The 24,590-nt window shown below is 71.2% G+C and carries 22 protein-coding genes and 1 riboswitch; of the genes, 11 read left to right on the forward strand and 11 right to left on the reverse strand.

Translation table 11 applies throughout. The features are described from left to right. The first annotated feature begins 34 nt into the window (after positions 1-34). Positions 35-391 (forward strand): deoxyxylulose-5-phosphate synthase, encoded by a 357-nt coding sequence (locus OG259_RS19020; RefSeq protein ID WP_328943362.1) that lies wholly within the window; start codon positions 35-37, stop codon positions 389-391. A 16-nt stretch (positions 392-407) separates the two neighbouring features. On the opposite strand, the gene OG259_RS19025 is transcribed toward OG259_RS19020, so the two are convergent. Beyond that, positions 408-878, reverse strand: coding sequence for an SRPBCC domain-containing protein (locus OG259_RS19025; protein ID WP_328943363.1), 471 nt, complete (start codon positions 876-878; stop codon positions 408-410). Positions 879-1,100: 222 nt separating this feature from the next. Between OG259_RS19025 and OG259_RS19030 the strand changes: the two genes are divergently transcribed. Next, positions 1,101-2,735 (forward strand): hypothetical protein, encoded by a 1,635-nt coding sequence (locus tag OG259_RS19030; RefSeq protein WP_328943364.1) that lies wholly within the window; start codon positions 1,101-1,103, stop codon positions 2,733-2,735. Beyond that, positions 2,725-4,458, forward strand: a complete 1,734-nt coding sequence (locus tag OG259_RS19035; protein WP_328943365.1) for a hypothetical protein — start codon at positions 2,725-2,727, stop codon at positions 4,456-4,458. The genes OG259_RS19030 and OG259_RS19035 overlap by 11 nt, the downstream gene beginning before the upstream one ends. 90 nt (positions 4,459-4,548) lie before the next feature. Here OG259_RS19035 and groL read toward each other — a convergent pair whose 3' ends face one another. The 4 genes from groL to thrC all read right to left on the reverse strand — a co-directional run bounded on the left by groL (position 4,549) and on the right by thrC (position 8,739). After that, on the reverse strand, positions 4,549-6,177 hold the full coding sequence (gene groL / locus OG259_RS19040; RefSeq protein WP_017238234.1) for a chaperonin GroEL: 1,629 nt from the start codon (positions 6,175-6,177) through the stop codon (positions 4,549-4,551). A gap of 343 nt (positions 6,178-6,520) precedes the next feature. Next, positions 6,521-6,724 (reverse strand): cold-shock protein, encoded by a 204-nt coding sequence (locus OG259_RS19045; RefSeq protein ID WP_015035246.1) that lies wholly within the window; start codon positions 6,722-6,724, stop codon positions 6,521-6,523. Between the two features lie 411 nt (positions 6,725-7,135). Next, a complete protein-coding gene (locus OG259_RS19050) occupies positions 7,136-7,414 on the reverse strand; it encodes a MoaD/ThiS family protein (RefSeq protein ID WP_328943366.1) in 279 nt (92 codons plus the stop codon). A 14-nt stretch (positions 7,415-7,428) separates the two neighbouring features. Next, positions 7,429-8,739 (reverse strand): threonine synthase, encoded by a 1,311-nt coding sequence (thrC, locus tag OG259_RS19055; protein ID WP_328947122.1) that lies wholly within the window; start codon positions 8,737-8,739, stop codon positions 7,429-7,431. Beyond that, positions 8,733-8,877, reverse strand: a riboswitch (SAM riboswitch). It overlaps the preceding gene by 7 nt. Before the next feature lie 149 nt (positions 8,878-9,026). Between thrC and OG259_RS19060 the strand changes: the two genes are divergently transcribed. The 3 genes from OG259_RS19060 to OG259_RS19070 all read left to right on the forward strand — a co-directional run bounded on the left by OG259_RS19060 (position 9,027) and on the right by OG259_RS19070 (position 13,436). Beyond that, positions 9,027-9,995, forward strand: coding sequence for a glucosyl-3-phosphoglycerate synthase (locus OG259_RS19060; RefSeq protein WP_328943367.1), 969 nt, complete (start codon positions 9,027-9,029; stop codon positions 9,993-9,995). Positions 9,996-10,072: 77 nt separating this feature from the next. After that, positions 10,073-11,899, forward strand: a complete 1,827-nt coding sequence (locus tag OG259_RS19065; RefSeq protein ID WP_328943368.1) for a DUF7927 domain-containing protein — start codon at positions 10,073-10,075, stop codon at positions 11,897-11,899. A 94-nt stretch (positions 11,900-11,993) separates the two neighbouring features. Further along, positions 11,994-13,436, forward strand: coding sequence for an alpha,alpha-trehalose-phosphate synthase (UDP-forming) (locus OG259_RS19070; protein ID WP_328943369.1), 1,443 nt, complete (start codon positions 11,994-11,996; stop codon positions 13,434-13,436). A gap of 36 nt (positions 13,437-13,472) precedes the next feature. On the opposite strand, the gene OG259_RS19075 is transcribed toward OG259_RS19070, so the two are convergent. After that, positions 13,473-13,820, reverse strand: a complete 348-nt coding sequence (locus OG259_RS19075; RefSeq protein WP_328943370.1) for a winged helix-turn-helix transcriptional regulator — start codon at positions 13,818-13,820, stop codon at positions 13,473-13,475. 97 nt (positions 13,821-13,917) lie between these two features. Here OG259_RS19075 and OG259_RS19080 point away from each other — a divergent pair, with 97 nt between their 5' ends. Then, on the forward strand, positions 13,918-14,805 hold the full coding sequence (locus OG259_RS19080) for an NAD(P)-dependent oxidoreductase (protein WP_328943371.1): 888 nt from the start codon (positions 13,918-13,920) through the stop codon (positions 14,803-14,805). Positions 14,806-14,852: 47 nt separating this feature from the next. Here OG259_RS19080 and otsB read toward each other — a convergent pair whose 3' ends face one another. The 3 genes from otsB to OG259_RS19095 form a co-directional block, all read right to left on the reverse strand. Further along, a complete protein-coding gene (gene otsB / locus OG259_RS19085) occupies positions 14,853-15,695 on the reverse strand; it encodes a trehalose-phosphatase (protein WP_328943372.1) in 843 nt (280 codons plus the stop codon). 132 nt (positions 15,696-15,827) lie between these two features. Beyond that, entirely contained in the window at positions 15,828-16,088 is a 261-nt protein-coding gene (locus OG259_RS19090) for a DUF3263 domain-containing protein (protein ID WP_328943373.1), read from the reverse strand. 78 nt (positions 16,089-16,166) lie between these two features. Beyond that, positions 16,167-17,450, reverse strand: a complete 1,284-nt coding sequence (locus tag OG259_RS19095) for an ABC transporter substrate-binding protein (RefSeq protein WP_443052136.1) — start codon at positions 17,448-17,450, stop codon at positions 16,167-16,169. 252 nt (positions 17,451-17,702) lie between these two features. On the opposite strand from OG259_RS19095, the gene OG259_RS19100 reads away from it, so the two are divergent. The 4 genes from OG259_RS19100 to OG259_RS19115 all read left to right on the forward strand — a co-directional run bounded on the left by OG259_RS19100 (position 17,703) and on the right by OG259_RS19115 (position 21,403). After that, positions 17,703-18,653, forward strand: a complete 951-nt coding sequence (locus OG259_RS19100) for an ROK family protein (RefSeq protein ID WP_328943375.1) — start codon at positions 17,703-17,705, stop codon at positions 18,651-18,653. Beyond that, complete coding sequence (nagA, locus tag OG259_RS19105) at positions 18,653-19,795, forward strand: N-acetylglucosamine-6-phosphate deacetylase (RefSeq protein WP_328943376.1); 1,143 nt, start codon at positions 18,653-18,655, stop codon at positions 19,793-19,795. The genes OG259_RS19100 and nagA overlap by 1 nt, the downstream gene beginning before the upstream one ends. A gap of 136 nt (positions 19,796-19,931) precedes the next feature. Continuing rightward, on the forward strand, positions 19,932-20,852 hold the full coding sequence (locus OG259_RS19110) for a 1-phosphofructokinase family hexose kinase (protein ID WP_328943377.1): 921 nt from the start codon (positions 19,932-19,934) through the stop codon (positions 20,850-20,852). A gap of 131 nt (positions 20,853-20,983) precedes the next feature. Continuing rightward, positions 20,984-21,403, forward strand: a complete 420-nt coding sequence (locus OG259_RS19115; protein ID WP_328943378.1) for a hypothetical protein — start codon at positions 20,984-20,986, stop codon at positions 21,401-21,403. 88 nt (positions 21,404-21,491) lie between these two features. On the opposite strand, the gene OG259_RS19120 is transcribed toward OG259_RS19115, so the two are convergent. Together OG259_RS19120 and cdgB are read right to left on the reverse strand one after the other, a co-directional pair. Continuing rightward, positions 21,492-22,466 (reverse strand): CBM35 domain-containing protein, encoded by a 975-nt coding sequence (locus OG259_RS19120; RefSeq protein WP_328943379.1) that lies wholly within the window; start codon positions 22,464-22,466, stop codon positions 21,492-21,494. 95 nt (positions 22,467-22,561) lie between these two features. Beyond that, positions 22,562-24,289, reverse strand: a complete 1,728-nt coding sequence (gene cdgB / locus OG259_RS19125) for a diguanylate cyclase CdgB (protein WP_328943380.1) — start codon at positions 24,287-24,289, stop codon at positions 22,562-22,564. Between the last annotated feature and the right edge of the window lie 301 nt (positions 24,290-24,590).

Consider the following 24,590-nt stretch of genomic DNA (forward strand, 5'->3'; position numbering starts at 1 on the left):
GGGGCGGGCACCCGGCGCCCCTACCCTGAACTCCATGGGCCACGCGAGGACTTCATACGTCTGTTTGCCGTGCCGCGCCTCGTACAAGCAGTCGTACCCGGAGCCGTACGACAGGGCGCGCGAGCGGCGGTGTCCGCGCTGTGCGCGCGCCCTCATCCACGTGGGGTCCGCCTTCGCGCCGCCCCGGCGCCGGGACGTCTCGGCCTGGCGGGCGCTGTCCGTCGTCCTCCGTGCCGGCATCCGGTTCCACAAGAACTGCTGCTTCGGCGGGCCCGGTTACCGCCCCCGCACCCTCTCCGAGGTCAAGGCCGGCCTGGTGCGCGCCCAGCGCACCGGAGAGCCGATCGCGAAGGCCCTCCTCGGCGTGGATGAGAGGGGTGGCGGGCACTGATCCGCCCGGCCGGCCCTCACATCGACGTCAGGTGCTCCGCGAGGCGGTCGTACTGCTCCCGCACCCCCGCCTCCATGCCCGCCGCGAGCGCCTGGTCCCTGATCTCGTTCGACGGCCAGAAGGACGTGCTGGTCAGGGCCGTACCGCCGTCCGGGGTGGCGTCGAAGGTGAGGGTGACACGGACCGCTGCGGTGTCCGGCATCTGCTCGAAGACCTCTGTGTAGTCGAGCCGTTCGACCGGGACGACGTCCTCGTACGTGCCGGAGAAGACGATCTGCTGACCGTCGGGGGCGGTCTGCCCCCAGCGCCAGGCGCCGCCCACCCGCAGGTCGATGTCGAGGACCGTCGTGGTCAGCGCGGACACCCCGTACCACTCCCGCACGTGCGCGGGGACCGTCCACGCCTCCCAGACGCGGGCCGGCGGGGCGTCGAAGGTGCGGGTGATGACCAGCTCGCGGTCGGCCGGCGTCGTCAGGAGGGTGACCATGGTCCGTTCCCTTCACGCAGGGGCACTTCCAGGATCCCCCCGACGCCCCGGCCGAGCACTTTCGTAAACCGACCGAGCACTTTCTAAACCAAGTGAACATGTTCAACAGGTGAGCGCTAAAGTTCTGCCACGCGGCCGCCTCGACCATGGCGCAGCCGCCGTCTTCAGACCTGTGGGGGGTCCCCTTTGCCGCGCTCTACGCGCAGGCTTCCGCACGCCCTCGTGCGTGCCGCAGCCGTATTCGCACTCTCGGCGGGCGTCATCGTGCCCGCCGTCGTCCACGCCCCGGCCGCACACGCGGACTGGACCGCCGTCCAGGGCACCACCGAGGACGACGGGCGCTACACCGTCACCCTGCCCAGCACCGCGCTCTGGGTGAAGGTCAGCGTCCTGGCCTCGACCGCCGCCGACGCCGCGGTCCTCGCCTCCACGGAGGAGGTGGAACCCAAGGGCAGCTGGCTGACGACCAAGGCACCGCTCACCCTGCCCGAGGGCACCGCACTCGGCAGCTACCCGATCAGGGTGGACTACCGCCTGCCCGGCGAGACCACCAAGCAGTGGACCGCCGGCACCTACGACCATCTGCCGCACATCGGCGTCGGGAACCTGTCCTACGACCGTTCCTCGACGGACTGGGACCACCGCAAGGCGGTGCTCACCGGCACCACCACCCTGTGGAACCCGGCGACCGGCGAGCGCACCACCGCCCCCGAGGGCACCAAGGTGCAGGTCAGTCTGCCCATCGAGAACATCACGACGCGCACCGTCACCGCGTTCGCCACCGTGGGCGCCGACGGGACGTTCTCGCTCCCCGTCACGCCCAACGGCACCGTCACCGGCGGCACGGCCAAGATCGTGGGGACGACACCGGGTCTCGACCCCGACGACGCCGCCTCCCTGCCGTGGCTGCCCGCCGACGCGACCCTCAAGTACCGGATCACCACGAACATCAGCAAGTACCGCGTCCTCGCCGGGACCGACGTGCGCGTGAGCGGACGGGTGGAGCGGCTCACCCCGGCCGGCTGGAAGCCGTTCGCGGGCGTTCCCGTCGTCGCCACCAGCCGCGAGCCCCAGTACGAGAACACCGCGTCGAACGTGATCGGCGGCAACAACACGGCGGCGAACGGCACCTTCTCCTTCAACGCCCGCCCGACCTACGCCACCGCGGACATCTTCACCTCGCTGCGGCCCTCGCCGTACTTCGCGGGCACGCCCCGCCCGTACGACAAGAGCGACATCGTCGTCCCGCAGCAGTTCTCGTACGGCGCCTACAAGATGTCCCTGGACGCGTACGGCAAGGTCACCGCGACCGGCAGGCTCGGCAGCGGCAACACGTACTGCGAAAGGACGCAGCCGGTCGCCCTCCAGGTCTCCCGCGACGGCGGGCGCACCTGGGGCACCCTGCGCTCCGGCACCACCGACAACTACTGCGCGTACACCCTCTCCGCCTGGGGCTACACCACCGCCCTCTACCGGGTCCACCACACGGAGACGGACCGGTTCGTGGCCAAGACCGGGTCGGCCGTCCGCCTCGCCCGCTCCGAGACCCGCTTCTCCGCCTTCACCATCAGCCCCACCCGGCCCACGGTGAACGGCAAGATGACGGTCTCCGGAACGGTCCAGCGCAAGGTCAACGGGGTCTGGAAGCCGCTCCCCGGCGTGAAGCTGACGCTCCTGTTCAAGCCCAAGGGCGAGAACACCTGGTACTGGGTGACCAAGAGCATCTCCACCAACAGCAGCGGCAAGTTCAGCTACCGGGCCACCGCCTACGAAGACGGCTCCTGGGCCACGGTCCTGCAGCCGCCGGCCGGCTACTTCTACAGCGAGACGAAGGCGAAGTACATCGATGCGCGCTGACCTCCGCCGACGCCTCTCCCTCGCGGCGGTGCTCACCGTCGCGGCGCTGACCGTCACCACCCTGCCCGCCGCCGCCCTGACCGGCACCGCCCCGATCGGCAGCGCCGAGGCGGCTGCGGCCGCCCCGGGCCCGATCGGCATCGGCCCGGCCCTCACCGATGACGCCCAGCGCGGCACGTTCAAGGTGGCGGCCTGGACCGACGCCCCGCGGGCCACCGTCGCCAAGGTGTCGGCCCGGATCCGGCAGGGCGACACCGTCCTCGCCGAGATCCCGGCCCTGGCACCCGGCAACCCCTGGGACCCGCTGACCGCGGGCCGGTTCGTGCTGCCCGCCGAGGCCGCACTGCGGCTGACCGAGGACGGCGGCACCATCCCGGCCCTCGGCACGTACGCCATCGACGTCACGGCCACCGACTCGCTGGGCAACAAGCTCACCCGCACCGACGCCGGCACGCTGGACTTCCGGCTGCGCCCGCAGTTCGACACCTTCGGCATCGGCACCCCCGCCTGGGACGACCGGAACGCGCGCCCGAAGGGCACGCTGCTCGGCATCCAGCCCGGCTCCGGGGACGCGGTGCCGCTGTCCGGCCGCACGATCACCGTCGCACCCACGTACACGACGCCGGGCTCCGCCACGACCGTGGTCACCGACGCCACCGGCGCGTTCCTCGGCAGCCCGATGCCCGTGAACGACGCCTACGCCACCTTCGAGGCCACGTTCTCCGAGGACAGCACCGAGGTGCACGGCTCGGTCGCCGAGACGCGCCGGGTGTACGAGGTGACGGGGCGCGCGGTGAAGATCACCGCCACCGCCGACAAGAAGCGGGCGCTCAGCGGCGAGGCCGTGACCATCAGCGGCCGGGTCACCGACACGGCCGCCGGGCAGGCCCCGCTCGCGGGCCAGACCCTCCAGGTCTCCCTCGGGGAGTACACGAGCAACACCCCGTACGGCACGACCGTCCTCACCGACGCGAACGGGCGCTTCTCCGTACGACTGATCGCCGCCTCCGGGCTCTCGACCTACGACGAGTACTGGCAGGTCCGGACCGCCGACCCGTTCCTGAAGTACACCGCGGTCAACGGCCGGATCGCCGTGCCGTGGGAGTCCCGGATCGACCTGCTCTCCCGCAGCCTGGCCGCCGACGGCCGGGTCTCGGTGGCCGGCATCTTCCGGGCCCGGTACACGCTGGGCACCCGCTCCACCGGAGGGGCCCAGTACGTCCAGCTGGAGCAGTCGGCGGACGGGAAGACCGGCTGGCGGAAGCTCGCCGGTGCGCAGACGAGCGACGGCTACTGGACGTCGTTCTCCGTCGCCGGGAAGAGCACCGGCGGCTACTACCGCGTCCGTCACCTGACCAGCGACGCGTACGCCGAGTCGAGCAGCAACGTCTTCCGCCTCGTGCGCACCTCCACCCGGATCGTCGGCATGAACGCCGGCCCCGAGCCGGTCCGCAAGGGCGCCTATGTGACCGCGACGGGCACGCTCCAGCACTACACGAGCGGGGCGTGGCGGACGTTCGGCAGCGGGTCCGTGGCCCTGCAGTTCCAGGCGAAGGGTTCGACGGCCTGGCGTCAGGTCGCCACCGGCCGCCCGGCCGCCGACGGAAAGATCTCGCTCAAGGCGAAGGCGACCGTCGACGGTACGTGGCGCCTCCGGTACTACGGGGACGCCACGCACTTCACGTCGCCGTTCTCGTGGGCCGACTACGTCGACGTGCGCTGATCGACTCTCGTGAAACGCCCGAGGGCGGCACCCCCTGGTGGGGGTGCCGCCCTCGTTCGCGTTCAGCGATGAACAACCGATCCCGGAGGATCAGAAGTCCATGTCACCGCCCGGCATGCCGCCGCCGGCCGGCGCGGACGCCTTCTCCGGCTTGTCGGCGATGACGGCCTCGGTGGTGAGGAACAGCGCGGCGATCGACGCGGCGTTCTGCAGCGCGGAGCGCGTGACCTTCGCCGGGTCGATGATGCCCTCGGCGATGAGGTCGACGTACTCGTTGGTCGCGGCGTTCAGGCCGTGGCCGACGGGCAGGTTGCGGACCTTCTCCGCCACGACGCCGCCCTCGAGGCCGGCGTTGACCGCGATCTGCTTCAGCGGGGCCTCAAGGGCCAGCTTCACGATGTTCGCGCCCGTGGCCTCGTCGCCCGAGAGGTCGGCCTCGAGCTTCTCGAAGACCGAGGAAGCCTGGAGCAGGGCCACGCCACCGCCGGCGACGATGCCCTCCTCGACGGCCGCCTTCGCGTTGCGAACGGCGTCCTCGATGCGGTGCTTGCGCTCCTTGAGCTCGACCTCGGTGGCGGCACCGGCCTTGATGACCGCAACACCGCCGGCGAGCTTCGCCAGGCGCTCCTGCAGCTTCTCGCGGTCGTAGTCGCTGTCCGAGTTCTCGATCTCGGCGCGGATCTGGTTCACGCGACCGGCGACCTGCTCGCTGTCACCGGCACCGTCGACGATGGTGGTCTCGTCCTTGGTGATGACGACCTTGCGGGCGCGGCCCAGCAGGTCGAGGCCCGCGTTCTCCAGCTTCAGGCCGACCTCCTCGGAGATGACCGTGCCGCCGGTGAGGATGGCGATGTCGTTCAGCATGGCCTTACGACGGTCGCCGAAGCCCGGGGCCTTGACCGCGACGGACTTGAAGGTGCCGCGGATCTTGTTGACGACCAGGGTCGACAGGGCCTCGCCCTCGACGTCCTCGGCGATGATCAGCAGGGGCTTGCCCGACTGCATGACCTTCTCCAGGAGCGGGAGCAGGTCCTTCACCGAGGAGATCTTGGAGTTGACGATGAGGAGGTACGGGTCGTCGAGCGACGACTCCATGCGCTCCATGTCGGTGGCGAAGTACGCCGAGATGTAGCCCTTGTCGAAGCGCATGCCCTCGGTGAGCTCCAGCTCCAGACCGAAGGTCTGGGACTCCTCGACGGTGATGACGCCTTCCTTGCCGACCTTGTCCATCGCCTCGGCGATGAGCTCGCCGATCTGGGTGTCGGCGGCGGAGATGGAGGCCGTGGAAGCGATCTGCTCCTTGGTCTCGACATCCTTCGCCTGCTCGAGCAGGGCGCCGGAGACGGCCTCGACGGCCTTCTCGATACCGCGCTTGAGGGCCATCGGGTTGGCACCGGCCGCCACGTTGCGCAGGCCCTCGCGGACGAGCGCCTGGGCGAGAACGGTGGCCGTGGTCGTACCGTCGCCGGCGACGTCGTCCGTCTTCTTGGCGACTTCCTTGACCAGCTCGGCGCCGATCTTCTCGTACGGGTCCTCGAGCTCGATCTCCTTGGCGATGGAAACACCATCGTTGGTGATCGTGGGGGCGCCCCACTTCTTCTCGAGGACGACGTTGCGACCCTTGGGGCCGAGGGTGACCTTGACGGCGTCAGCGAGCTGGTTCATGCCGCGCTCGAGACCGCGCCGGGCCTCCTCGTCGAACGCGATGATCTTGGCCATGTGAAGTGGTCCTCCCGGACATGGGGTGGATAACGCTCCAGGACCGCGCCGACGCCCGCGACGGACGGCCTCCGTAGCTCCGCGTGGTTCCTTGCCCCACCCGGCCGGCGGCCTCGTCTGCCCGATCCTCGTAGCACTCTCACCTTCCGAGTGCTAACGCCAATGATTAGCACTCGCCCTAGGAGAGTGCAAGCGACTCTCGATGATCGGGATGCGGGGCAGGGGGTGACGGAAGGGGCGCGCGAGGGGCGCGGGAGGGGTCCGGGAACGCACGAGGGGTCCGCATCCCCTCAGGGATGCGGACCCCTCGACGGCGTTGCGTCGGTGGCCGATCGCGCCGCGCTCAGACGGCGAGCTTGACCATGTCCGCCTGCGGACCCTTCTGGCCCTGCGAGATCTCGAACTCGACTCGCTGTCCCTCTTCGAGGCTGCGGTAGCCATCCATCTGGATCGCGCTGTAGTGGACGAAAACATCCGCACCACCGTCGACCGCGATGAAGCCGTAGCCCTTCTCCGCGTTGAACCACTTGACGGTGCCCTGAGCCATGCCTAACTCCCCTATTACTGTGGCCCTTGCGCGGGACCGCACTTCGCGGACCCGGGTCAGACCCTGCGCCGGAACGCGTCGACCGCCGCTGAATGTATCTGCCCAACTGCCCTCTGCAACAGGTCAATCGAGCGAGAATTCTGGGCGTCGCGGAAAGGCGAATTGGGGAGAATCCCTTGAGTTACGGGGCAAGTCGGGCCCGGCAAAGCGTGCAGAGGGTACACATCGCACACGCACTTTGGCTGCTTCTTGTCGTGCGGGGACGCATTCTCATATGCGCCCGGCATGAGCAGCGGAGGGGACTTCCCCAACTCTACCGCGCTCAACCATGCAGAATTGCCCCTTCCGCTTTATGACGCGGAAGGGGCAATTCAAGAAAGACGGGACAACCGGTGTGGCCGGAGCGACGGCTCAGCAGCCGCCGGCGACGGCCGGGATGATCGAGACGCCGGCGCCGGCCGGGGTGGCCGTCTCCAGGCCCTGCTCGAAGCGGACGTCGTCGTCGTTCACGTAGACGTTGACGAAGCGGCGCAGCTTGCCCTGGTCGTCCAGGACGCGGGCGGAGATGCCCGTGTGGTTCTTCTCCAGGTCCGCGATGACCTCGGCGAGGGTCGCGCCCTCGGCCTGGACCTCGGACCGACCGCCCGTGTAGGTGCGGAGGATGGTGGGGATGCGGACGTTCACGGCCATGTCTTCGTAACCTTTCAGAGGGCCAGGCCGGCGTCGCGGAACGCGTCGAGGCTCGGGCGGATGGTGGCGGTCGCCTGAGAGGTGTCGGCCACCGCGTCCAGGGTCTTGAGTCCGTCGCCGGTGTTGAGGACGACGGTGGTGAGGTTCGGGTCGATCAGCCCGTTCTCGACGAGCTTCTTCGCGACACCGACCGTCACGCCGCCCGCGGTCTCGGCGAAGATGCCCTCCGTCTCGGCGAGGAGCTTGATCGCGGCCACGACCTGCTCGTCGTCGACGTCCTCCACGGCGCCGCCGGTGCGGCGGGCGATGTCGAGGACGTACGGGCCGTCGGCCGGGTTGCCGATCGCGAGCGACTTGGCGATCGTGTTCGGCTTCTGGGGCCGTACGACGTCGTGCCCGGCCTTGAAGGCCACCGACACCGGGGAGCAGCCCTCGGCCTGGGCGCCGAAGATCTTGTACGGCTTGTCCTCGACGAGGCCGAGCTTGATGAGCTCCTGCAGACCCTTGTCGATCTTGGTGAGCTGGGAGCCGGAGGCGATCGGGATGACGAGCTGGTCGGGGATGACCCAGCCGAGCTGCTCGCAGATCTCGTACGCCAGCGTCTTGGAGCCCTCGCCGTAGTACGGGCGGAGGTTGACGTTGACGAAGCCCCAGCCCTCGCCCAGCGGGTCGCCGATGAGCTCGGAGCAGAAGCGGTTGACGTCGTCGTAGTTGCCCTCGATGGCGACGAGGTCACCGCCGTAGACACCGGCCATGACGACCTTGCCCTGCTCCAGGTCGTGCGGGATGAACACGCAGGAGCGGAAGCCGGCGCGGGCGGCGGCGGCGCCGACGGCGCCGGCCAGGTTGCCGGTGGAGGAGCAGGAGAGGGTGGTGAAGCCGAAGGCGCGGGCGGCCTCGATGGCCTGGGCGACGACCCGGTCCTTGAAGGAGTGGGTCGGGTTGCCCGAGTCGTCCTTGACGAAGAGCTTGCCGGGGGCGACGCCGATCTCGCGGGCGAGGTTGTCGGCCTGGACGAGCTTGGTCCAGCCCGGGTTCAGGTTCGGCTTGTCGGCGACGTCGGCGGGGACGGGCAGCAGGGGGGCGTAGCGCCAGATGTTGGCGGGGCCGGCCTCGATCTGCTTGCGCAGTGCCTCGGGGTCACCGGTGGGGAGGTCGTACGCGACTTCGAGCGGTCCGAAACAGAGTTCGCAGGCGAAGATCGGGCCGAGTGCGAACTTTTCACCGCATTCGCGACAGGAGAGCCCGGACGCGGGACCGAGGTCGACCGAAGTGGCGGGGGTAACAGTCTGTACAGCCATGGAGGCGAGGCCCTTTCTCCTCATCTTTCCCATGACGAATTTTTCGCCATGAGACGGATTTGGCACCTTCCCTAGCCGGGAGCCTCGCTGGAGGACGAGTAACCGACTGGAGGGTTGCCGGGGCTTCAACGGGCCGTTTCCCTCTGCCCCTCTGGATGAGCGGTATTCGATTGTGAAGCGCGGTGAACTTTCGTTCCTGCGCTCCGGCGCGGGCGGCACCCCGACGTGCATCGGGCATCCGCGTTGTTCAAGACTGTAACCGAAGGCCCGGACGCTTGGACCGGCCGTCCGAACCGCGAGATGGAGATCACGTGCTGGAAGAGGTGGAGCGCTGGCTGGACCGGCGGTCCTGGTCCGTGGAGGACCGGCCGCTGGAGCGAATCCTCGCCGCCAAGCGAAACACGAAGGTCAGCGTCGTCCTGCCGGCGCTGAACGAGGAGGCGACGGTCGGTGACATCGTCGCCGTGATCCGGCGCGAGCTGATGTCGGAGGCGGTGCCGCTCGTCGACGAGCTGGTGGTGATCGACTCGGGCTCCACGGACCGTACGGCGGAGGTGGCGGCGGCGGCCGGGGCGCGGGTGGTCGCGCGGGACGCGATACTCCCGCGGATACCGGCCGTGCCGGGCAAGGGCGAGGTGCTGTGGCGGTCACTGATGGTGACCACCGGGGACGTCGTGTGCTTCGTGGACGCCGACCTGCGGGACTTCTCCGCGGACTTCGTGACGGGGATCGTGGGCCCGCTGCTCACCGATCCGGACGTCGACTTCGTGAAGGCGATGTACGACCGTCCCTTCGGCCCCGAGTTCAACGGGCTCGCCTCCGGCAAGACCGCCGGCCAGGGCGGTCGGGTGACGGAGCTGGTGGCGCGCCCGCTGCTGAATCTGCACTGGCCGCAGCTGGCCGGCTTCGTGCAGCCGCTCGGCGGTGAGTACGCGGCCCGCCGCTCGCTGCTCGAACGGCTGCCCTTCCCGGTCGGTTACGGAGTGGAGCTGGGGCTGCTCGTGGACGCCCTGCACACGGTGGGTCTGGACGCGCTCGCACAGGTGGACGTGGGGGTGCGCAAGCACCGGCACCAGGACGGTCTCGCGCTGGGCCGGATGGCGGCGGCGATCTACCGGACGGCGCAGCTGCGGCTCTCGCGGGGCCATCTGGTGCGGCCGCGGCTGACCCAGTTCGAGCGGGGCGAGAAGGGCTTCGAGCCGCGGACGTACGACGTGGACACGGAGGAGCGGCCGCCGATGGCCGACATCGCGGAGTACGCGCACCGCCGCGTGGCCTGACCGGACGGCCTGACCGCATGGCCCGACCGCGTGGCGTAACGCCGCATGATGATCCGTTTTGCCTACATTGCCCTTTTATGCGCTTCAGACAACAACACCTGGGCAGGGTGCTCGCGGTCGTCGCGGCCGCAGGACTGGCGGCGGGCTCGCTCGCCTTCACCGCGGCGGGGCCGGCCGCGGCGGATGTGGTCGAGCCCTTCGGCAAGCGGTACGACGAGTCGCTGTACGGCGACTTCACCACGATCGGCAACACGGTGATGGGCTGCCCGGCCGCCCCCGCCGACCTGGCCGCCCGCTGTGCGACCGCGGCGAGCGGCCAGGGCTCGGACGACAACAACACCTTCGTGATGCGGCGGATCGACGCGGGCGGCACCGGCGGCGGATACGGCTCCAGTACCGGCCACGTGCGGATCCCGGCGGGCGCCGAGGTCGCATACGCCCGGCTCTTCTGGGGCGGCAACGACGGCACGTACAAGGGTCCGAGCGGGGCGCGGCTGAAGCGCTGCGACATCTCCGGCACGGATGTCGAGCCCTCGCCCGGCGACCCGACGACCACCACCCCGCTGATCAAGGTCGGCTCGGCCGCGGCTGCCCCGGTCTCGATCGACAGCATGGTCGCCGACCCGGCCGACACCAACGGCCCGCACTACTACACGGGCGAGTCGGACGTGACCGCCGCCTTCGCGGGCGTCTCGGGGACGGACGCGCAGGTGGCCGTCGGCAACATCTGGGCGCCCGACGGCAAGGGCTGCGTGGCGGGTTGGTCGCTGACCGTCGTCCACAAGTTCCCCGGCCCGGATCCGGTCCACGCCCCCGAGCGGCGCACCGTGTACGTGTACGGCGGCCATGTCCTGCAGCGTTCGACCTCCCCCGCCACCACGATCACCGTGGACGGCTTCCACCGGAGCGGCGGCAAGGTGCGGGCCGGCATCACCGCGTACGAGGGCGACCGGAACACCCCGGGGGACACCTTCCTCGTCGACGGCAAGAACGTCACCGAGGCCCACACGGGCAACACCCGCAACTTCTTCGTCAGCGAGGACGACGGCGCCGTCACCCCCAAGCTGATCAACAACCTGAGCATCGACGCCAAGGCCTTCGACATCCCCGACGGCGCCATCCCCCAGGGCGCGACCTCGGCCGACCTGACCTTCACCACCCGCGGCGACACCTACGTGCCCTCCGCGCTCGCCTTCTCCGTACCGGTCCCCGACCTGGAGATCACCAGGACGGCGAGCCCGCGCACGGTGAAGCCGGGCGACACCCTCACGTACACGATCACCGCGAAGAACATCAGCACGCTCGACTATCCGAACGCCGCGTTCAGCGACGATCTGGCCGGGAACCTCGACGACGCCGACTACAACGGCGACGTGAAGACGACCCTGGGCAGGGCGACGTACACGGCGCCGAAGATCGGGTACGTGGGCACCGTCCCGGCCGGGAAGGCGGTGACCGTCACCTACTCGGTGAAGATCAAGAACCCGCCGACGGGCGACGGGAAGCTCCGCAACAGCGTGAAGGTGGAGACACCCCGCTCCAACTGCGGAGACGGCAGCCGGGACCCGGCGTGCGCGGTGACCCCGGCGATCGGGAAACCGAAGCCGACACCCAGGCCGACGCCGACGCCGACCCCGGTGGATCCCACGCCCACCCCGACGCCGACCCCGACGCCGGTGGACCCCACGCCGACCCCGACCCCGGTGGACCCCACCTGGGCCCCGGCCCCCGCCGAGTCCTCCCCCGCTCCCCCGGCCCCCGGGCCGCACGGGAACGACGGCGGCTCGATGGCCGAGACCGGCGGCAACGGTGAGCGGCTGTGGCTGCTCGGCGCGCTCGGCCTCGCCCTCGCGGCGACGGGCGTGGTGGCGAAGGCGGCGATGCGCGGCCGACGCGAGAACTGACGGCCGCCCGGAGGTCCGGCCACCCTCCGTGGCCGGATCCACCCGTCTCGTATACGTACGTTTGAGCGTTTACGGGACGGGCTAGGTTCGCCACATGGCTTCTGTTCTTGTGGCATCCAATCGAGGCCCCGTCTCGTACGTGCTCGGCGAGGACGGTGAGCTCGACGCCCGCAGGGGCGGCGGCGGCCTGGTCTCCGGGCTGAGCGCCGTCTCCTCGCAGGACAGCCTGTGGGTGTGCGCGGCGCTCGGCGAGGGCGACCGGGAGGCCGTCCGGCGCGGGATCGGCGAGCCGGGCGTACGGATGCTGGACATCGACCCGGACGTGTACGCCGACGCGTACAACGGCATCGCGAACTCGGTGCTGTGGTTCCTCCACCACCACCTGTACGACATCCCGCGCGAGCCGGTCTTCGACGCGGAGTTCCGGCGCCGCTGGGCGTCCTACCGCGCCTACAACCGCGCCTTCGCCGAGGCCCTGGCCGCCGAGGCGGACCAGGGCGCGGCGGTCCTGGTGCAGGACTACCACCTGGCGCTCGTCCCCGGGATGCTGCGGGAGCTCCGCCCCGACCTGCGGATCGGGCACTTCACCCACACCCCCTGGACGTCCTCCGAGTACCTGCGGATGGTGCCGGACGACATCGTCGAGGAGCTGCTGTGGGGCATGCTCGGCGCGGACGAGCTGGGCTTCCACACCTGGCGATGGGCCTCGCTCTTCATCGACTGCTGCTCCCAGCGGGACGACTCGACCGGCATGGCCGAGGGGGTGTGGCCGAGCGGTGACCCCTGGCACGGGGTGGAGTGGCGCCGCTACGGCGTCGGGAAGGGCCGCACCCGGGTCCGGGCGTACCCCCTGGGTGTGGACGGCGATGAGCTGCGGGCCCTCGCGTACCGCCCGGAGGTGGACGAGCGGCTGGCCCGGCTCCGCGAGGAGGTCGGCGGCCGGAAGACCATCGTCCGCGTCGACCGCACGGAGCTGTCGAAGAACATCCTGCGCGGCCTGCTCGCCTACCGGGAGCTGCTCACCGTCCACCCCGAGTGGCGCGACCGGGTGGTCCACCTGGCCTCGGCGTACCCCTCCCGGCAGGACCTGGCCTCGTACCGGGAGTACACGGCCTCGGTGACGGAACTGGCCGAGGAGATCAACGCCGAGTTCGGCACGGCCGACTGGCAGCCGGTCGTCGTCTCCGTGGAGGACGACTTCACCCGCTCCCTGGCCGCCTACCGCCTGGCCGACGTGGCCCTGGTGAACCCGGTGCGCGACGGCATGAACCTGGTCGCGAAGGAGATACCGGTGGTCTCGGAGGCGGGCTGCGCGCTCGTCCTGTCGACAGGCGCGGGCGCGTACCGGGAGCTGATGCGCGACGCCCTCACGGTGAACCCCTACGACGTGTCGGAGACCGCGGAGGCCCTCCACACCGCCCTGTCGATGCCGGCGGCCGAGCGCGCCGACCGCTCGCAGCGCCTCGCGGCGGCGGCGACGGCCCTGCCCCCGCAGCGCTGGTTCCTGAACCAGCTGGAGGCCCTGAGGGAGGGCTAGCGGGTAGGCGTTCCCGCCCGCGGGGAGTCCCTCCGCTCACGCGGGCGGGGAGTCCCTCCGCTCACGCCCCCACGCCGCCAGTGGTTCGAGGGCCTCGTTGAGGCGGACGCCGTCCTTCGTGAGGGCGTACTCGACGCGGGGCGGGACCTCCTCGTAGGAGACGCGGTCCACGATGCCGTCCGCCTCCAGCTCCCGCAGGTGCGAGGCGAGGACCTTCTCCGTGATGCCCGGGACGAGTCTGCGGAGCTCCCCGAAGCGGCGGTGCGGCTGCTCGTGGAGGGCCCAGAGGATGAGCACCTTCCACTTGCCGCCGATGACCTCCATGGCGGCGTCGATCCCGCAGACGTGCCCGTCCCCGGCTCCGGGCCGATTCAGCGTCGCCATGCGCCACCCCTCCTGACCTGTTCGCTCACCTCAGGGTAACCACCCACTTCCAAGTGGGTACTTGAGCAGGTCAGAGGCCTGAAGCAGCCTTGCCGTCATGACAGCGAACACGATCGAGAAGACCCCCGTCACCCTGCTCGGCCTCGGCGCGATGGGCACCGCGCTCGCCCGCACCTGGCTCGCCGCCGGCCATCCGCTCACCGCCTGGAACCGCACCCCGGCCCGTGCCGCGCCGCTCGCCGCCGAGGGCGCGAAGACGGCCGACACCGCTGCCGAGGCGGTCGCGGCGAGCGACCTGATCATCGTCTGCCTGCTGGACGACGCCTCGGTCGAGGAGGCGCTCGCCGACGCCGACCTGGTCGGAAAGGACCTGGTGAACCTGGTCACCGGCACCCCCGCCCAGGCCCGCGCCCGCGCCGCGTGGGCCGAGGCGCGGGGCGCCCGCTACCTGGACGGCGGCATCATGGCCGTACCGCCGATGATCGGGGTCCCGGAAGCCGGCGGCTACGTCTTCTACAGCGGCTCGCGAGCCCTCTTCGAGCAGTACGAGAAGGCCCTGGCCGTCCCGGCGGGCGCCACGTACGTCGGCGAGGACCCGGGCTTCGCGGCCCTCCACGACGTGGCCCTGCTCAGCGCCATGTACGGGATGTTCGCCGGGGCGGCACACGCCTTCGCCCTGATCCGCGAGGAGGACATCGACCCCGTCGCCTTCGCCCCGCTGCTCGCCGGCTGGCTCACCGCGATGGCCCCGTCGGTCCACGGAACGGCCCGGCAACTGAGCAGCGGCGACCGCACCACGGACGTCGTGTCGAACCTGGCGATGCAGGTGGCCGGCGTCCCCACCTTCCTGGACACCGCCGAAGGGCAGGGCGTCAGCCCCGAACTGATCGCCCCCTACTTCGCGTTGATGCGCCGACGGCTCGACATCGGCAGCGGCGATGAGGACCTGACGGGCGTCGTGGACCTGCTGGTGCGGAAGGGCTGACCGGTTCCTCCCGATCCCCGACTCCGCCGCCCCGAGCCCGGCGGGCCTCAGCCCTCCCGTACGGCCTCCGCAAGCGCCGCGAGGAAGTCGACCACTCCCGGCGGGCCCGCGACCGCGAGGTCCGCGCGGTCGGACAGTTCCGGGACCTCCGTGGAGCCGCTGCAGACCAGGAGGCCCGGGGTGCCGTCGGAGCGGAGTTTCTCGACGGCGGCGAAGGCGGGCAGGTCGCCCAGATCGTCGCCCGCGTAGAGCACGGACCCGGCGCCGACCTCCCGTACGTACTCCGCGAGCGCGACGCCCTTGTCCATGCCCGGGGGGCGCAGCTCCAGGACCATCCTGCCGGGTTCCAGGACGAGGCCGTGATGGGTGGCGAGGTCGCCCAGGGGGCCCTTGAGGGCCTCGAAGGCGCCCTCGGGGTCGAGGGCGCGGCGGGTGTGGACGGCGACCGCGCGGCCCTTCTCCTCGATCCAGACGCCCGGCCAGGCGCCGGCCCGGTCGAGGAAGCCGGGGAGCTCGGCGCGGACGGAGGCCACGCCCGGGTGCGGGGCGGCGGCCCTGACGGTGCCGGTGACGGCGTCCCAGCGTTCGGCTCCGTAGTGGCCGAGGACGACGAGGTGGTCCAGGCCGGGGACGCCGGCGAAGCCGCCGTACCGGACGGCGACCCCGGCGGGGCGGCCGGTCACGACGGCGACGGAGGCGACCTCGGGGGCGAGTGCGGCGAGCGCCTCGACGGCTCCGGGGTGGGCGCGGGCCCGTTCGGGGTCGGGGACGATCTCGGCGAGGGTGCCGTCGAAGTCGAGCGCGACGACGGCCTTCGCGGGCCGCGCGAGGAGCGCGGCCAGACCGTCGCGGCCGGCGGATGTGGTCGGGTGCGGGAGGCTGCTGACCATGCTCACGACCCTACCGACGCGAGGCGCCCGCGTCAGGGGCACGAACGAGACGGGCCGGGTGCTCAGCGCCTGCGTGGCTTCTCCTCGCGGAGGGTGCTCAGCGTCTGCGCGGCTTCTCCTCGCGGAGGGTGCTCAGCGCCTGCGTTGCCTCTCCTCGCGGACCCGGCGGAGCCGGTTCACCGTCACCGGGTCGTGGGCGAGGGCGCGCGGGTCGTCGAGGAGGGCGTTGAGCAGCTGGTAGTAGCGCGTCGGGGAGAGCCCGAGGCTCTCGCGGACCACGCGCTCCTTGGCGCCGGGTCCGGGCCAGGAGCGGCGCTCGACGGCGAGGAGGGCCTGCTCGCGCTCACCGAGCCCGCCCTCGTCGCCGTCCACTGCTTCCCGCTCTTCGGTCATACGAACAACCTATTACCCGGCGCTCCACGGCGCCGTCGCCCGCCCGGCCCGCCCAGCACACCGGGGGGGGCGCCCGACCTACTCGGCGTTCTCCGCCGCCGTCGCCGCGCGGCCGATCGCGCCGAGGACCTCGGCGGGGCGGCCGGCCGGGGTGACGGCCTTGCCGATGTTCTGCTTGACGTTCTCGCTGACCTTGGCCCAGGACGTCTTGCCGACCGGCGGGAGCTGGCTGTCCGGGAGGGTCTTGAGGAAGACGCGCAGGTTGGCGTGCTCGGGCTCGGTCTCCATGCGGGTGGAGGCGGTGACGGTGACCGGCAGGAGGTCGTTGTCGCCGGCGAACTTCAGGACGTTCTCGTCGGAGAAGACGAAGTTGAGGAAGTCGCCGATCTCCTTGCGGTGACCGTTCTGCTTGAAGCCCATGATCCAGTCGGCGACGCCCATCGCGGCCTTGGCCTGGCCGTCGGCGCCGGGGAGCGGGACCTGGCCGACCTCGACGCCCTTCTTGGCGGCTTCCTTCAGCAGCGAGGGGTGGCCGTTGAGCATGCCGACCTCGCCGTTCGCGAAGGAGGCGAACGCGGCCTTGCGGTTGAGCTTGCCGGGGGCGACGGGTCCGGTGAGGCCCTTGCCGACGAGGTTGGTCTTGAGCCATTCGAAGGTCTTGACGTTGGCGTCGGAGTCGACCGAGTAGTGGTCGGTGCCGTCGGTCCAGCCGCCGCCGCCGCTGAGCAGCCACATCAGGGCCTCGGCCTGGGCCTCCTCGGGTCCGAGGGGCAGCGCGAAGGGGGTGCGGACACCGTTGTCCTTCAGCTTCCCGGCGGCCGCGGCGAGCTCGTCCCAGGTCGTGGGGGGCTCGACGCCGGCGTCCTCGAAGAGGGCCTTGTTGTAGAACAGCGGCCGGGTGGAGGCGACGAAGGGCAGGCCGTACTGGGTCCGCTTGTGCTCACCGGCCGCGACGAGCGGCGGGAGGAAGTTGGACTGGACGGGTATGGAGAGCATCTCGTCGGCGGCATAGAGGTCGCCGGCGGCCGCGTAGTCGGCGTAGGCGCCGATCTGCGCGATGTCGGGGGCCTCGTCGGCCTTGACCATCTCGGCGACCTTGCGGTCGACGTCGTCCCAGGACTCGACCTGCACCTCGACCTTGACGCCGGGGTGCTCGGCCTCGAACGCGGCGACGAGGTCGGTCCAGTACTTCTTGGTGCTGTCGCCACCGTTGAGGTCGTAGTCGGCGGCGACCAGTCTGAGGGTCACGTCACCGGAGTCGCCTCCGAGGGAGCCACAGCCGGCGACCGTGGCGGTCAGTCCGAGTGCGGCGACGGCCGCGGTCAGTCCAAGGAATCGTCGCCGCTCCACGGCTTCATCCACCTTTTGCTCGTCGTTGAGCTGCATCGAGCCGCACGTTTGCTCTGCGCAGGGCCGTAAGTCTCTCCCGCGCGCGGGTATGAGGTCTACACCACTCGGGTATCACTTCCGCAACGCCAGGGGGATGAAAAGCCCATGCCGGACCCGGGGTGGACCCATGGTGGACCCATGGTGACTCCCGAATTTGTATCCGTACGCAACAATCCTCAGCAGTGGACTAGACCTTTTGGGTCTCCGCGCGCCAAACTGTCACCCGTGAGACACGTCATCGCCCTGGATGTGGGCGGCACCGGTATGAAGGCCGCCCTCGTCGGGGCGGACGGCACCCTGCTCCACGAGGCCCGCCGCGCCACCGGGCGCGAGCGCGGCCCCGAGGCCGTCGTGGAGACCATCCTCGGCTTCGCCGAAGATCTCCGGGCCCTCGGCCAGGAGCGGTACGGCGAGCCCGCCGCGGCCGCCGGCGTCGCCGTCCCCGGCATCGTCGACGCGGAGAACGGCATCGCCGTCTACGCGGCCAACCTCGGCTGGCGCGACGTTCCCATGCGCGAACTCCTCAGCGAAAGACTCGACGGCGTCCCCGTCGCCCTCGGCCACGACGTCCGCACCGGCGGCCTCGCCGAAGGCCGTATCGGCGCGGGCAACGGCGCCGACCGCTTCCTCTTCGTACCGCTCGGCACCGGCATCGCCGGAGCCATCGGCATCGGCGACCGCATCGAGGCCGGCGCCCACGGCTACGCCGGCGAGATCGGCCACATCGTCGTCCGCCCCGGCGGCACCGCCTGCGGCTGCGGCCAGCGCGGCTGCCTGGAGCGGTACGCCTCCGCCTCCGCCGTCTCCCAGGCCTGGGCCGAGGCGAGCGGCGACCCGGACGCCGACGCCGCCGACTGCGCCAAGGCCGTCGAATCCGGCGACGCCACGGCCGTCCAGGTCTGGCAGGACGCCGTCGACGCCCTCGCCGACGGCCTGGTCACCGCGCTCACCCTGCTGGACCCCCGCACGCTCATCATCGGTGGCGGGCTGGCCGAGGCGGGGGAAACCTTGTTCACACCACTTCGGGCCGCGGTGGAGGAGCGAGTCACGTTCCAGAAGCTGCCCGCCATCGTCCCGGCGGCCCTCGGGGACACCGCCGGATGCCTGGGCGCGGGCCTCCTCGCCTGGGACCTGCTCGCCGAACAGCACCCCACCGACTCGGAGGTTTCCGCCTGATGGCCGATCACAAGGTTCTCGCCGGCGCACACGTCGTGCTGCCCACCGGAATCGTCGAGAACGGACGCGTGATCGTCGAAGGCGGCCGCATCACCGGCAGCGCGCCCGAGGGCGCCCCCACCGTCGACCTGACCGGCCACTGGCTCGTCCCCGGCTTCGTCGACATGCACAACCACGGCGGCGGCGGCGCGTCCTTCACCTCCGGCACCGTCGACGAGGTCCTCAAGGGCGTCCACACCCACCGGCTGCACGGCACCACCACCGTCGTCGCCTCCTTCGTCACCGGCGAGATGGACTTCCTCACCCAGCGGGCCGGACTGCTCTCCGAGCTCGCCGAGCAGGGCGAGATCGCCGGCCTCCACTTCGAGGGCCCGTTCATCTCCCCCTGCCGCAAGGGCGCCCACGACGAGACGCTGCTCCGCGACCCCGACCCGGCCGACGTCCGCAAGCTGATCGACGCCGCCCGCGGCCAGGCCAAGATGGTCACCCTCGCCACCGAGCTGCCCGGCGGCCTCGACTCCGTACGCCTGCTCGCCGAGCACGGCATCATCGCCGCCATCGGCCACACCGACGCCAGCTACGAGCAGACCGTCGAGGCCATCGACGCGGGCGCCACGGTCGCCACCCACCTCTACAACGCGATGCCCGCCCTCGGCCACCGCGCGCCCGGCCCGATCGCCGCCCTCCTGGAGGACGAGCGGATCACCGTCGAGCTCATCAACGACGGCACCCACCTCCACCCCGCCGCCCTGGAGCTCGCCTTCCACCACGCGGGCGCCGACCGCGTCGCCCTCATCACCGACGCCATGGACGCCGCCGGCTTCGGCGACGGCCGCTACATGCTCGGCCCCCTGGAGGTCGAGGTGAAGGACAGCGTCGCCCGCCTCGTCGAGGGCGGCTCCATCGCGGGCTCCACCCTCACCCTGGACCGGGCGTTCAAGCGCGCCGCCACCATCGACGGCCTCCCCGTCGAGTCGGTCGTCCAGGCCATCTCCGCCAACCCCGCCCGCCTGCTCGGCGTGTACGACCGCGTCGGCTCCCTCGAACCCGGCAAGGACGCCGACATCGCCGTCCTCGACGCCGAGTTCGACCTCAAGGGCGTCATGCGCAAGGGCGAGTGGATCGTCGACCCGACGGCCTGAGCACGCTCCTGATCCGGAGTCATACGGAAGCGCGGTGGGCCGGGGGTCTGGGCCTGCCGCCTTTCGTTTGGCATGATCAGTCCCCGTCGGAGCGCGCGTTCCACAGGACTTCACAGGGAGTACGGAGGGTGGACAGGTGATTCTCACGGTCACCCTCAACACGGCGGTGGACCTGACCTACCGGGTCCCCGCCCTCGTCCCGCACGCCTCGCACCGGGTCACCCAGGTCATCGAACGCCCCGGCGGCAAGGGGCTCAACGTCGCCCGGGTCCTCGCCGCACTCGGCCACGAGACCGTCGCGACCGGCTTCGCGGGCGGCGCCACGGGTGCCGTGCTCCGCGAGCAGCTCGCCGCGACCCCGGTCCGCGACGAGCTCGTCGACACCGCGGGCCCCACCCGCCGTACCGTCGCGATCGTCGACAACGCCACCGGCGACACCACGCAGCTCAACGAACCGGGCCCCACCGTCACCGCCGCCGAGTGGACCGTCTTCCGCACCCGCTTCACCGCGCTCCTGGACGGCGCCGCGGCGGTCGCCCTCTGCGGCAGCCTCCCGCCGGGCATCCACGTCGGCGCGTACGCGGAACTCGTCCGCCTCGCCCGTACGGCCGGAGTGCCCGTCCTCCTCGACACCAGCGGCGAACCACTGCGACGCGGCATCGCCGCCCGCCCGGACCTCGTCAAGCCCAACGCCGACGAACTCGCCCAGCTCACCGGCTCCCGCGACCCGCTGCGCGCGACCCGCGAGGCACGGGGCCGGGGCGCCCGCACGGTGATCTCCTCGCTCGGCCCCGAAGGGCTCCTCGCCGCGACCCCGGAGGGCCTGTGGCGCGCGGCCCCGCCGGCGGCCGTGAAGGGCAACCCGACGGGCGCGGGCGACTCGGCCGTCGCGGGCCTGCTGTCGGGCCTCGTCGAGAACGCCCCCTGGCCCGACCGCCTGTCCCGCGCGGTCGCCCTCTCGGCGGCGACGGTGCTCTCCCCGGTGGCCGGCGAGTTCGACCCGACGGCCTACGCGGAACTGCTGGCGCAGGTCCGCGTCACGGCAGACGTCGCCTGAGGGCCCTGCCATTCGAGCCAGACACCGGCCTCTTCCTGCCGACTTGACTACCTAGCGCAGCAGACGTGGCATCCGTTCGAACGTGCGAGCGAAAATCAAGAACAATCGTTCGCACCGCATCAGGAATGCGCATGTCAAAGAAGGTCATGGCCGCTGCGGGAGTCCTCGTTTCGGCACTCGCACTATCTCTGTCGACGGCCGGGTCGGCTAACGCCGCCGACGGCTTCACCGTCGTCCGCGGCTGCGGCACGACCGGCGCATACGGGGACATGTCCGCGACCAACTGGCACGGACCCGACGCCACGATTCCCATCAAGTTCACTCTGACCGACACGGTCGGCGACGGAAACAGCGTCCGGATCCGCCTGGTCTCGAAGGACGTCTGGGGCAAGATCCACTACTGGCCGTGGCGCACCAACTCCCAGGGCCGGGGCAAGACCAGCACCTGGAACACCACGGCCTCGCACCAGAACGGCCTCTTCGACATCGGGATCCAGGTCGCCCGCGTCAATAGTGACGGCACCACGAAGAACCACTGCACCGACTGGTAGGCGTCCGAGCCCCGTCACCGCATGACCCAGGGCTACGCCCGAGAGGCCGCCGGACCGTTTCCGGCCGGCGGCCGCGGCGGCCCGGCGGTCACCGACCGGTCTTACCCGCCTCCAGGTAGACCTGGTCCAGGATCGCGTCGCAGGAGTTTCCGGTCTCGCAGGAGATCTTCAGGGCGTTGTTGCCCTTGTCGAGGTCCACGTAGGCGTACGTGTACGTCCAGCCCTTCTCCCAGTCGCCCTCGGCGGCCTTGGCGAAGTTGGACATGTTCACCTCGCGCGGCGGCGTGCCGTTGACCGTAAGCGAGGTCTTGGCGTCCTTGCCGGGCACGCTGTAGATGATGCGCAGGGTGTACTCGCCGGACTTCGGCACTTCGACGGACCAGCTCGCCGAGCCACCCTCGCCGTTGAAGGCCACGTAGGACCCGCCCGGACCCTTCGCGCCCTTCACGGTCGTAGCGAGGGCCGCCGGGCCACCCAGCTTCAGCGTCGCCGCGTCCTGCTTCGGGAGTTCGGCCGGGGTCTCGTCCGCGGTCGGCTCGCTGCTGGTTTCCTCGGACGGCTTCACCGGCGCGGTCGTGGCGGTGCCGCCGGTGCCGGCCTGCTTGTCCTTGTCGTCGTCGTTGCCCGAGTTGGTGATCACGGCGGCCGCGATGCCGACCACGACGACCGCGACGACCGCGACGGCGCCGATGAGGATGCCCCGGGTGTTGGGGCCTCGACCGGAGCCGCCACCGTGGTGCTGCTGCGGCGGGACCTGCCGGGTCGGCGGACCGCCGTACGTCTCGGGGGCGGCGTACTGCGCCTGCGGCTGGCCGTACGGGGCCTGCTGCTGCGGCGGTACGTAGGGCTGCGCGTGCTGCTGACCGCCGTACTGGCGCTCGCCGACCGTTCTGACCTGGTTGTACGAGGTCCGGGGCACGCCGGGCTGAGCCGCGGCGGGGCCGGGGTAGCCGTAGCCGCCCCCACCCGGGGGCTGGGCGCCCGCGGCCTGACCGTCCTCGTACAGGTAGCCGAACGGGTCGTCGTTCTCGGGCTTGTTCGCGCCGTCGTTACCGGCAGCCATCCGGGTTCCTCTCCATGCTCGCCAGCCGTCGCCGACCGGCCGAGCCTACCTCGAACGGACCAGCCCCCGAAGCGGTCCCGGGCGTGTCAGGAGCCTCAGCCGGCGCGCCGGTGCACCTTGGCGCGGGAGCGTTTCTCCACGTACATCCGCTGGTCGGCGGAGTTCAGGACCTCTTCCACGGTCATCCCGCATTCGGCCCAGCCGATGCCGAAACTCGCACCCACCCGGACCGCCCGACCGTCCACCCTGATCGGCGGAATGATCGCGTTCCGCAGGCGTACGGCCAGGTCGGCCGCGTCGGCCGCGCCGAGGCCGTCGGCGAGGACGACGAACTCGTCACCGCCGAGCCGGGCGACCGTGTCCCCGTCGCGGACCCCGGTGGTCAGACGGCGGGCGACCTCGATGAGAACCGCGTCACCCGTGTGGTGCCCGAAGCGGTCGTTGATCGACTTGAAGCCGTCGAGGTCACAGAAGAGGACGGCGAGACCCTTGGTGCCGTCGTCGATGTCACCGCCCGTGGGGGCGACGATGTGGACGTGGTGGTCGTACGGGCCGACACCCGCCGGCTCGAAACCGAAGCCGTGCTCGTGTTCGTGCTCGTACGGCGACTCGTAACCGGAGTGACCGGCGTGCCCGGCGTGGCCCGACTGGCCGGTGTGACCCGCGTGGTAGCCGGAGTCGTAACCGCCGTCACGCCCCGACTCGTAGCCCCCGCCGTACCCCGCGGCCTGCTCCGCCGCCGGGCGCTCGCACAGCCGGGCGGAGAGCCGGGAGCGCAGCTCGGCACTGTTGGGGAGGCCGGTGAGCGCGTCGTGCGAGGCACGGTGGGCGAGCTGCAGCTCGTGCCGCTTGCGCTCCTCGATGTCCTCGACGTGGGTGAGGAGGAAGCGAGGACCGTCGGCCGCGTCGGCGACGACGGAGTTACGGAGGGACACCCACACGTACGTGCCGTCGCGCCGCCCGAGCCGCAGCTCGGCCCGGCCGCCCTCGGCGGAGGTCCGCAGAAGGGTCCCGATGTCCTCGGGGTGGACCAGGTCGGCGAAGGAGTAGCGCCGCATGGCGGCGGCCGGACGGCCCAGGAGACGGCACAGGGCGTCGTTGGTGCGCAGGAGGCGGCCGTGCTGGTCGCCGCCCATCTCGGCGATGGCCATGCCGGAGGGCGCGTACTCGAAGGCCTGCCGGAAGGACTCCTCGCTGGCGCGCAGCGCCTGCTGCTCCCGCTCCAGCCGGACGAGGGCCCGCTGCATGTTGGAACGGAGCCGGGCGTTGCTGATGGCGATCGCCGACTGGGAGGCGTACATCTGGAGCGCCTCCTGGCCCCAGGGGCCCGGGTGCCGGCCGTTGCGCGGGCGGTCGACGGATATGACGCCGAGCAGCTCACGGCCGGAGCCGGACGCGTACATCGGGGCGTAGAGGCGGTCGTGCGGGTGCCACTCGTCCTCGAAACGGGGCGCGGGGCCGTCCGTGTGCCACTGGGGGACGTCGTCCTCCATCAGCACCCAGCCCTCGGTGTGCGGGATGAACCGCAGGTCGCCCCAGGCGGTCGCCATGGACAGGCGCCGCTCCCAGGAGGCGCGGGAGCCGACCCGGCCGGTGATCAGGGCCTCGGCGGCGGAGCTTCCGGCGAAGGCGGCGACGACGAGGTCACCGTCGGGGCGTACGAGGTTGACACAGGCCAGCTCGTAGTTGAGACCGGCGACCACACCGTCGGCGACGGTCTGCAGGGTGTCCGCCAGGCTGCGCGCAGTGTTGAGGTCCGCCACGACCTGATGCAGCTGCCGCAGGGTCGAGAGACGGACGTACGGCTCCGACTCGGTCTCCATCGCTCGCTCTCCCCGAGACCTCGACAGCAACTCCAGGGTTCTCATCGGCTTCGTGTTGCACTGTCCCCGCCACTGAATCACAGCGAGCTGCGCACCCGGTACACAGGGTCAGCAAATACTCGCCTCTGTGACTCAAGTCACAGCAGGTCATGGCGGGTCGCGTAGGAATCCGGCCACCCACGGGTTCCGGCCGTCCGGGGGCTGTCGGACGAGGCGCAGGGGACGCCGTACGAGACCCCGCGAGGACGCCGTACGAGACGCGCCGGGGGCGCCCGCACGAGGCCCCGCGAGGACGCCGCAC

This window comes from Streptomyces sp. NBC_00250 (assembly GCF_036192275.1).
Lineage (GTDB): Bacteria > Actinomycetota > Actinomycetes > Streptomycetales > Streptomycetaceae > Streptomyces.

What these genes read in the sequence shown, in the direction of transcription:
- OG259_RS19020 (WP_328943362.1), top strand. Translation starts at nt 35, where the DNA reads ATGGGCCACGCGAGGACTTCATACGTCTGTTTGCCGTGCCGCGCCTCG.
- OG259_RS19025 (WP_328943363.1), bottom strand. Translation starts at nt 878, where the DNA reads ATGGTCACCCTCCTGACGACGCCGGCCGACCGCGAGCTGGTCATCACC.
- OG259_RS19035 (WP_328943365.1), top strand. Translation starts at nt 2,725, where the DNA reads ATGCGCGCTGACCTCCGCCGACGCCTCTCCCTCGCGGCGGTGCTCACC.
- groL (WP_017238234.1), bottom strand. Translation starts at nt 6,177, where the DNA reads ATGGCCAAGATCATCGCGTTCGACGAGGAGGCCCGGCGCGGTCTCGAG.
- OG259_RS19045 (WP_015035246.1), bottom strand. Translation starts at nt 6,724, where the DNA reads ATGGCTCAGGGCACCGTCAAGTGGTTCAACGCGGAGAAGGGCTACGGC.
- OG259_RS19050 (WP_328943366.1), bottom strand. Translation starts at nt 7,414, where the DNA reads ATGGCCGTGAACGTCCGCATCCCCACCATCCTCCGCACCTACACGGGC.
- thrC (WP_328947122.1), bottom strand. Translation starts at nt 8,739, where the DNA reads ATGAGGAGAAAGGGCCTCGCCTCCATGGCTGTACAGACTGTTACCCCC.
- OG259_RS19065 (WP_328943368.1), top strand. Translation starts at nt 10,073, where the DNA reads ATGCGCTTCAGACAACAACACCTGGGCAGGGTGCTCGCGGTCGTCGCG.
- OG259_RS19070 (WP_328943369.1), top strand. Translation starts at nt 11,994, where the DNA reads ATGGCTTCTGTTCTTGTGGCATCCAATCGAGGCCCCGTCTCGTACGTG.
- OG259_RS19075 (WP_328943370.1), bottom strand. Translation starts at nt 13,820, where the DNA reads ATGGCGACGCTGAATCGGCCCGGAGCCGGGGACGGGCACGTCTGCGGG.
- OG259_RS19080 (WP_328943371.1), top strand. Translation starts at nt 13,918, where the DNA reads ATGACAGCGAACACGATCGAGAAGACCCCCGTCACCCTGCTCGGCCTC.
- otsB (WP_328943372.1), bottom strand. Translation starts at nt 15,695, where the DNA reads ATGGTCAGCAGCCTCCCGCACCCGACCACATCCGCCGGCCGCGACGGT.
- OG259_RS19090 (WP_328943373.1), bottom strand. Translation starts at nt 16,088, where the DNA reads ATGACCGAAGAGCGGGAAGCAGTGGACGGCGACGAGGGCGGGCTCGGT.
- nagA (WP_328943376.1), top strand. Translation starts at nt 18,653, where the DNA reads ATGGCCGATCACAAGGTTCTCGCCGGCGCACACGTCGTGCTGCCCACC.
- OG259_RS19115 (WP_328943378.1), top strand. Translation starts at nt 20,984, where the DNA reads ATGTCAAAGAAGGTCATGGCCGCTGCGGGAGTCCTCGTTTCGGCACTC.
- OG259_RS19120 (WP_328943379.1), bottom strand. Translation starts at nt 22,466, where the DNA reads ATGGCTGCCGGTAACGACGGCGCGAACAAGCCCGAGAACGACGACCCG.
- cdgB (WP_328943380.1), bottom strand. Translation starts at nt 24,289, where the DNA reads ATGGAGACCGAGTCGGAGCCGTACGTCCGTCTCTCGACCCTGCGGCAG.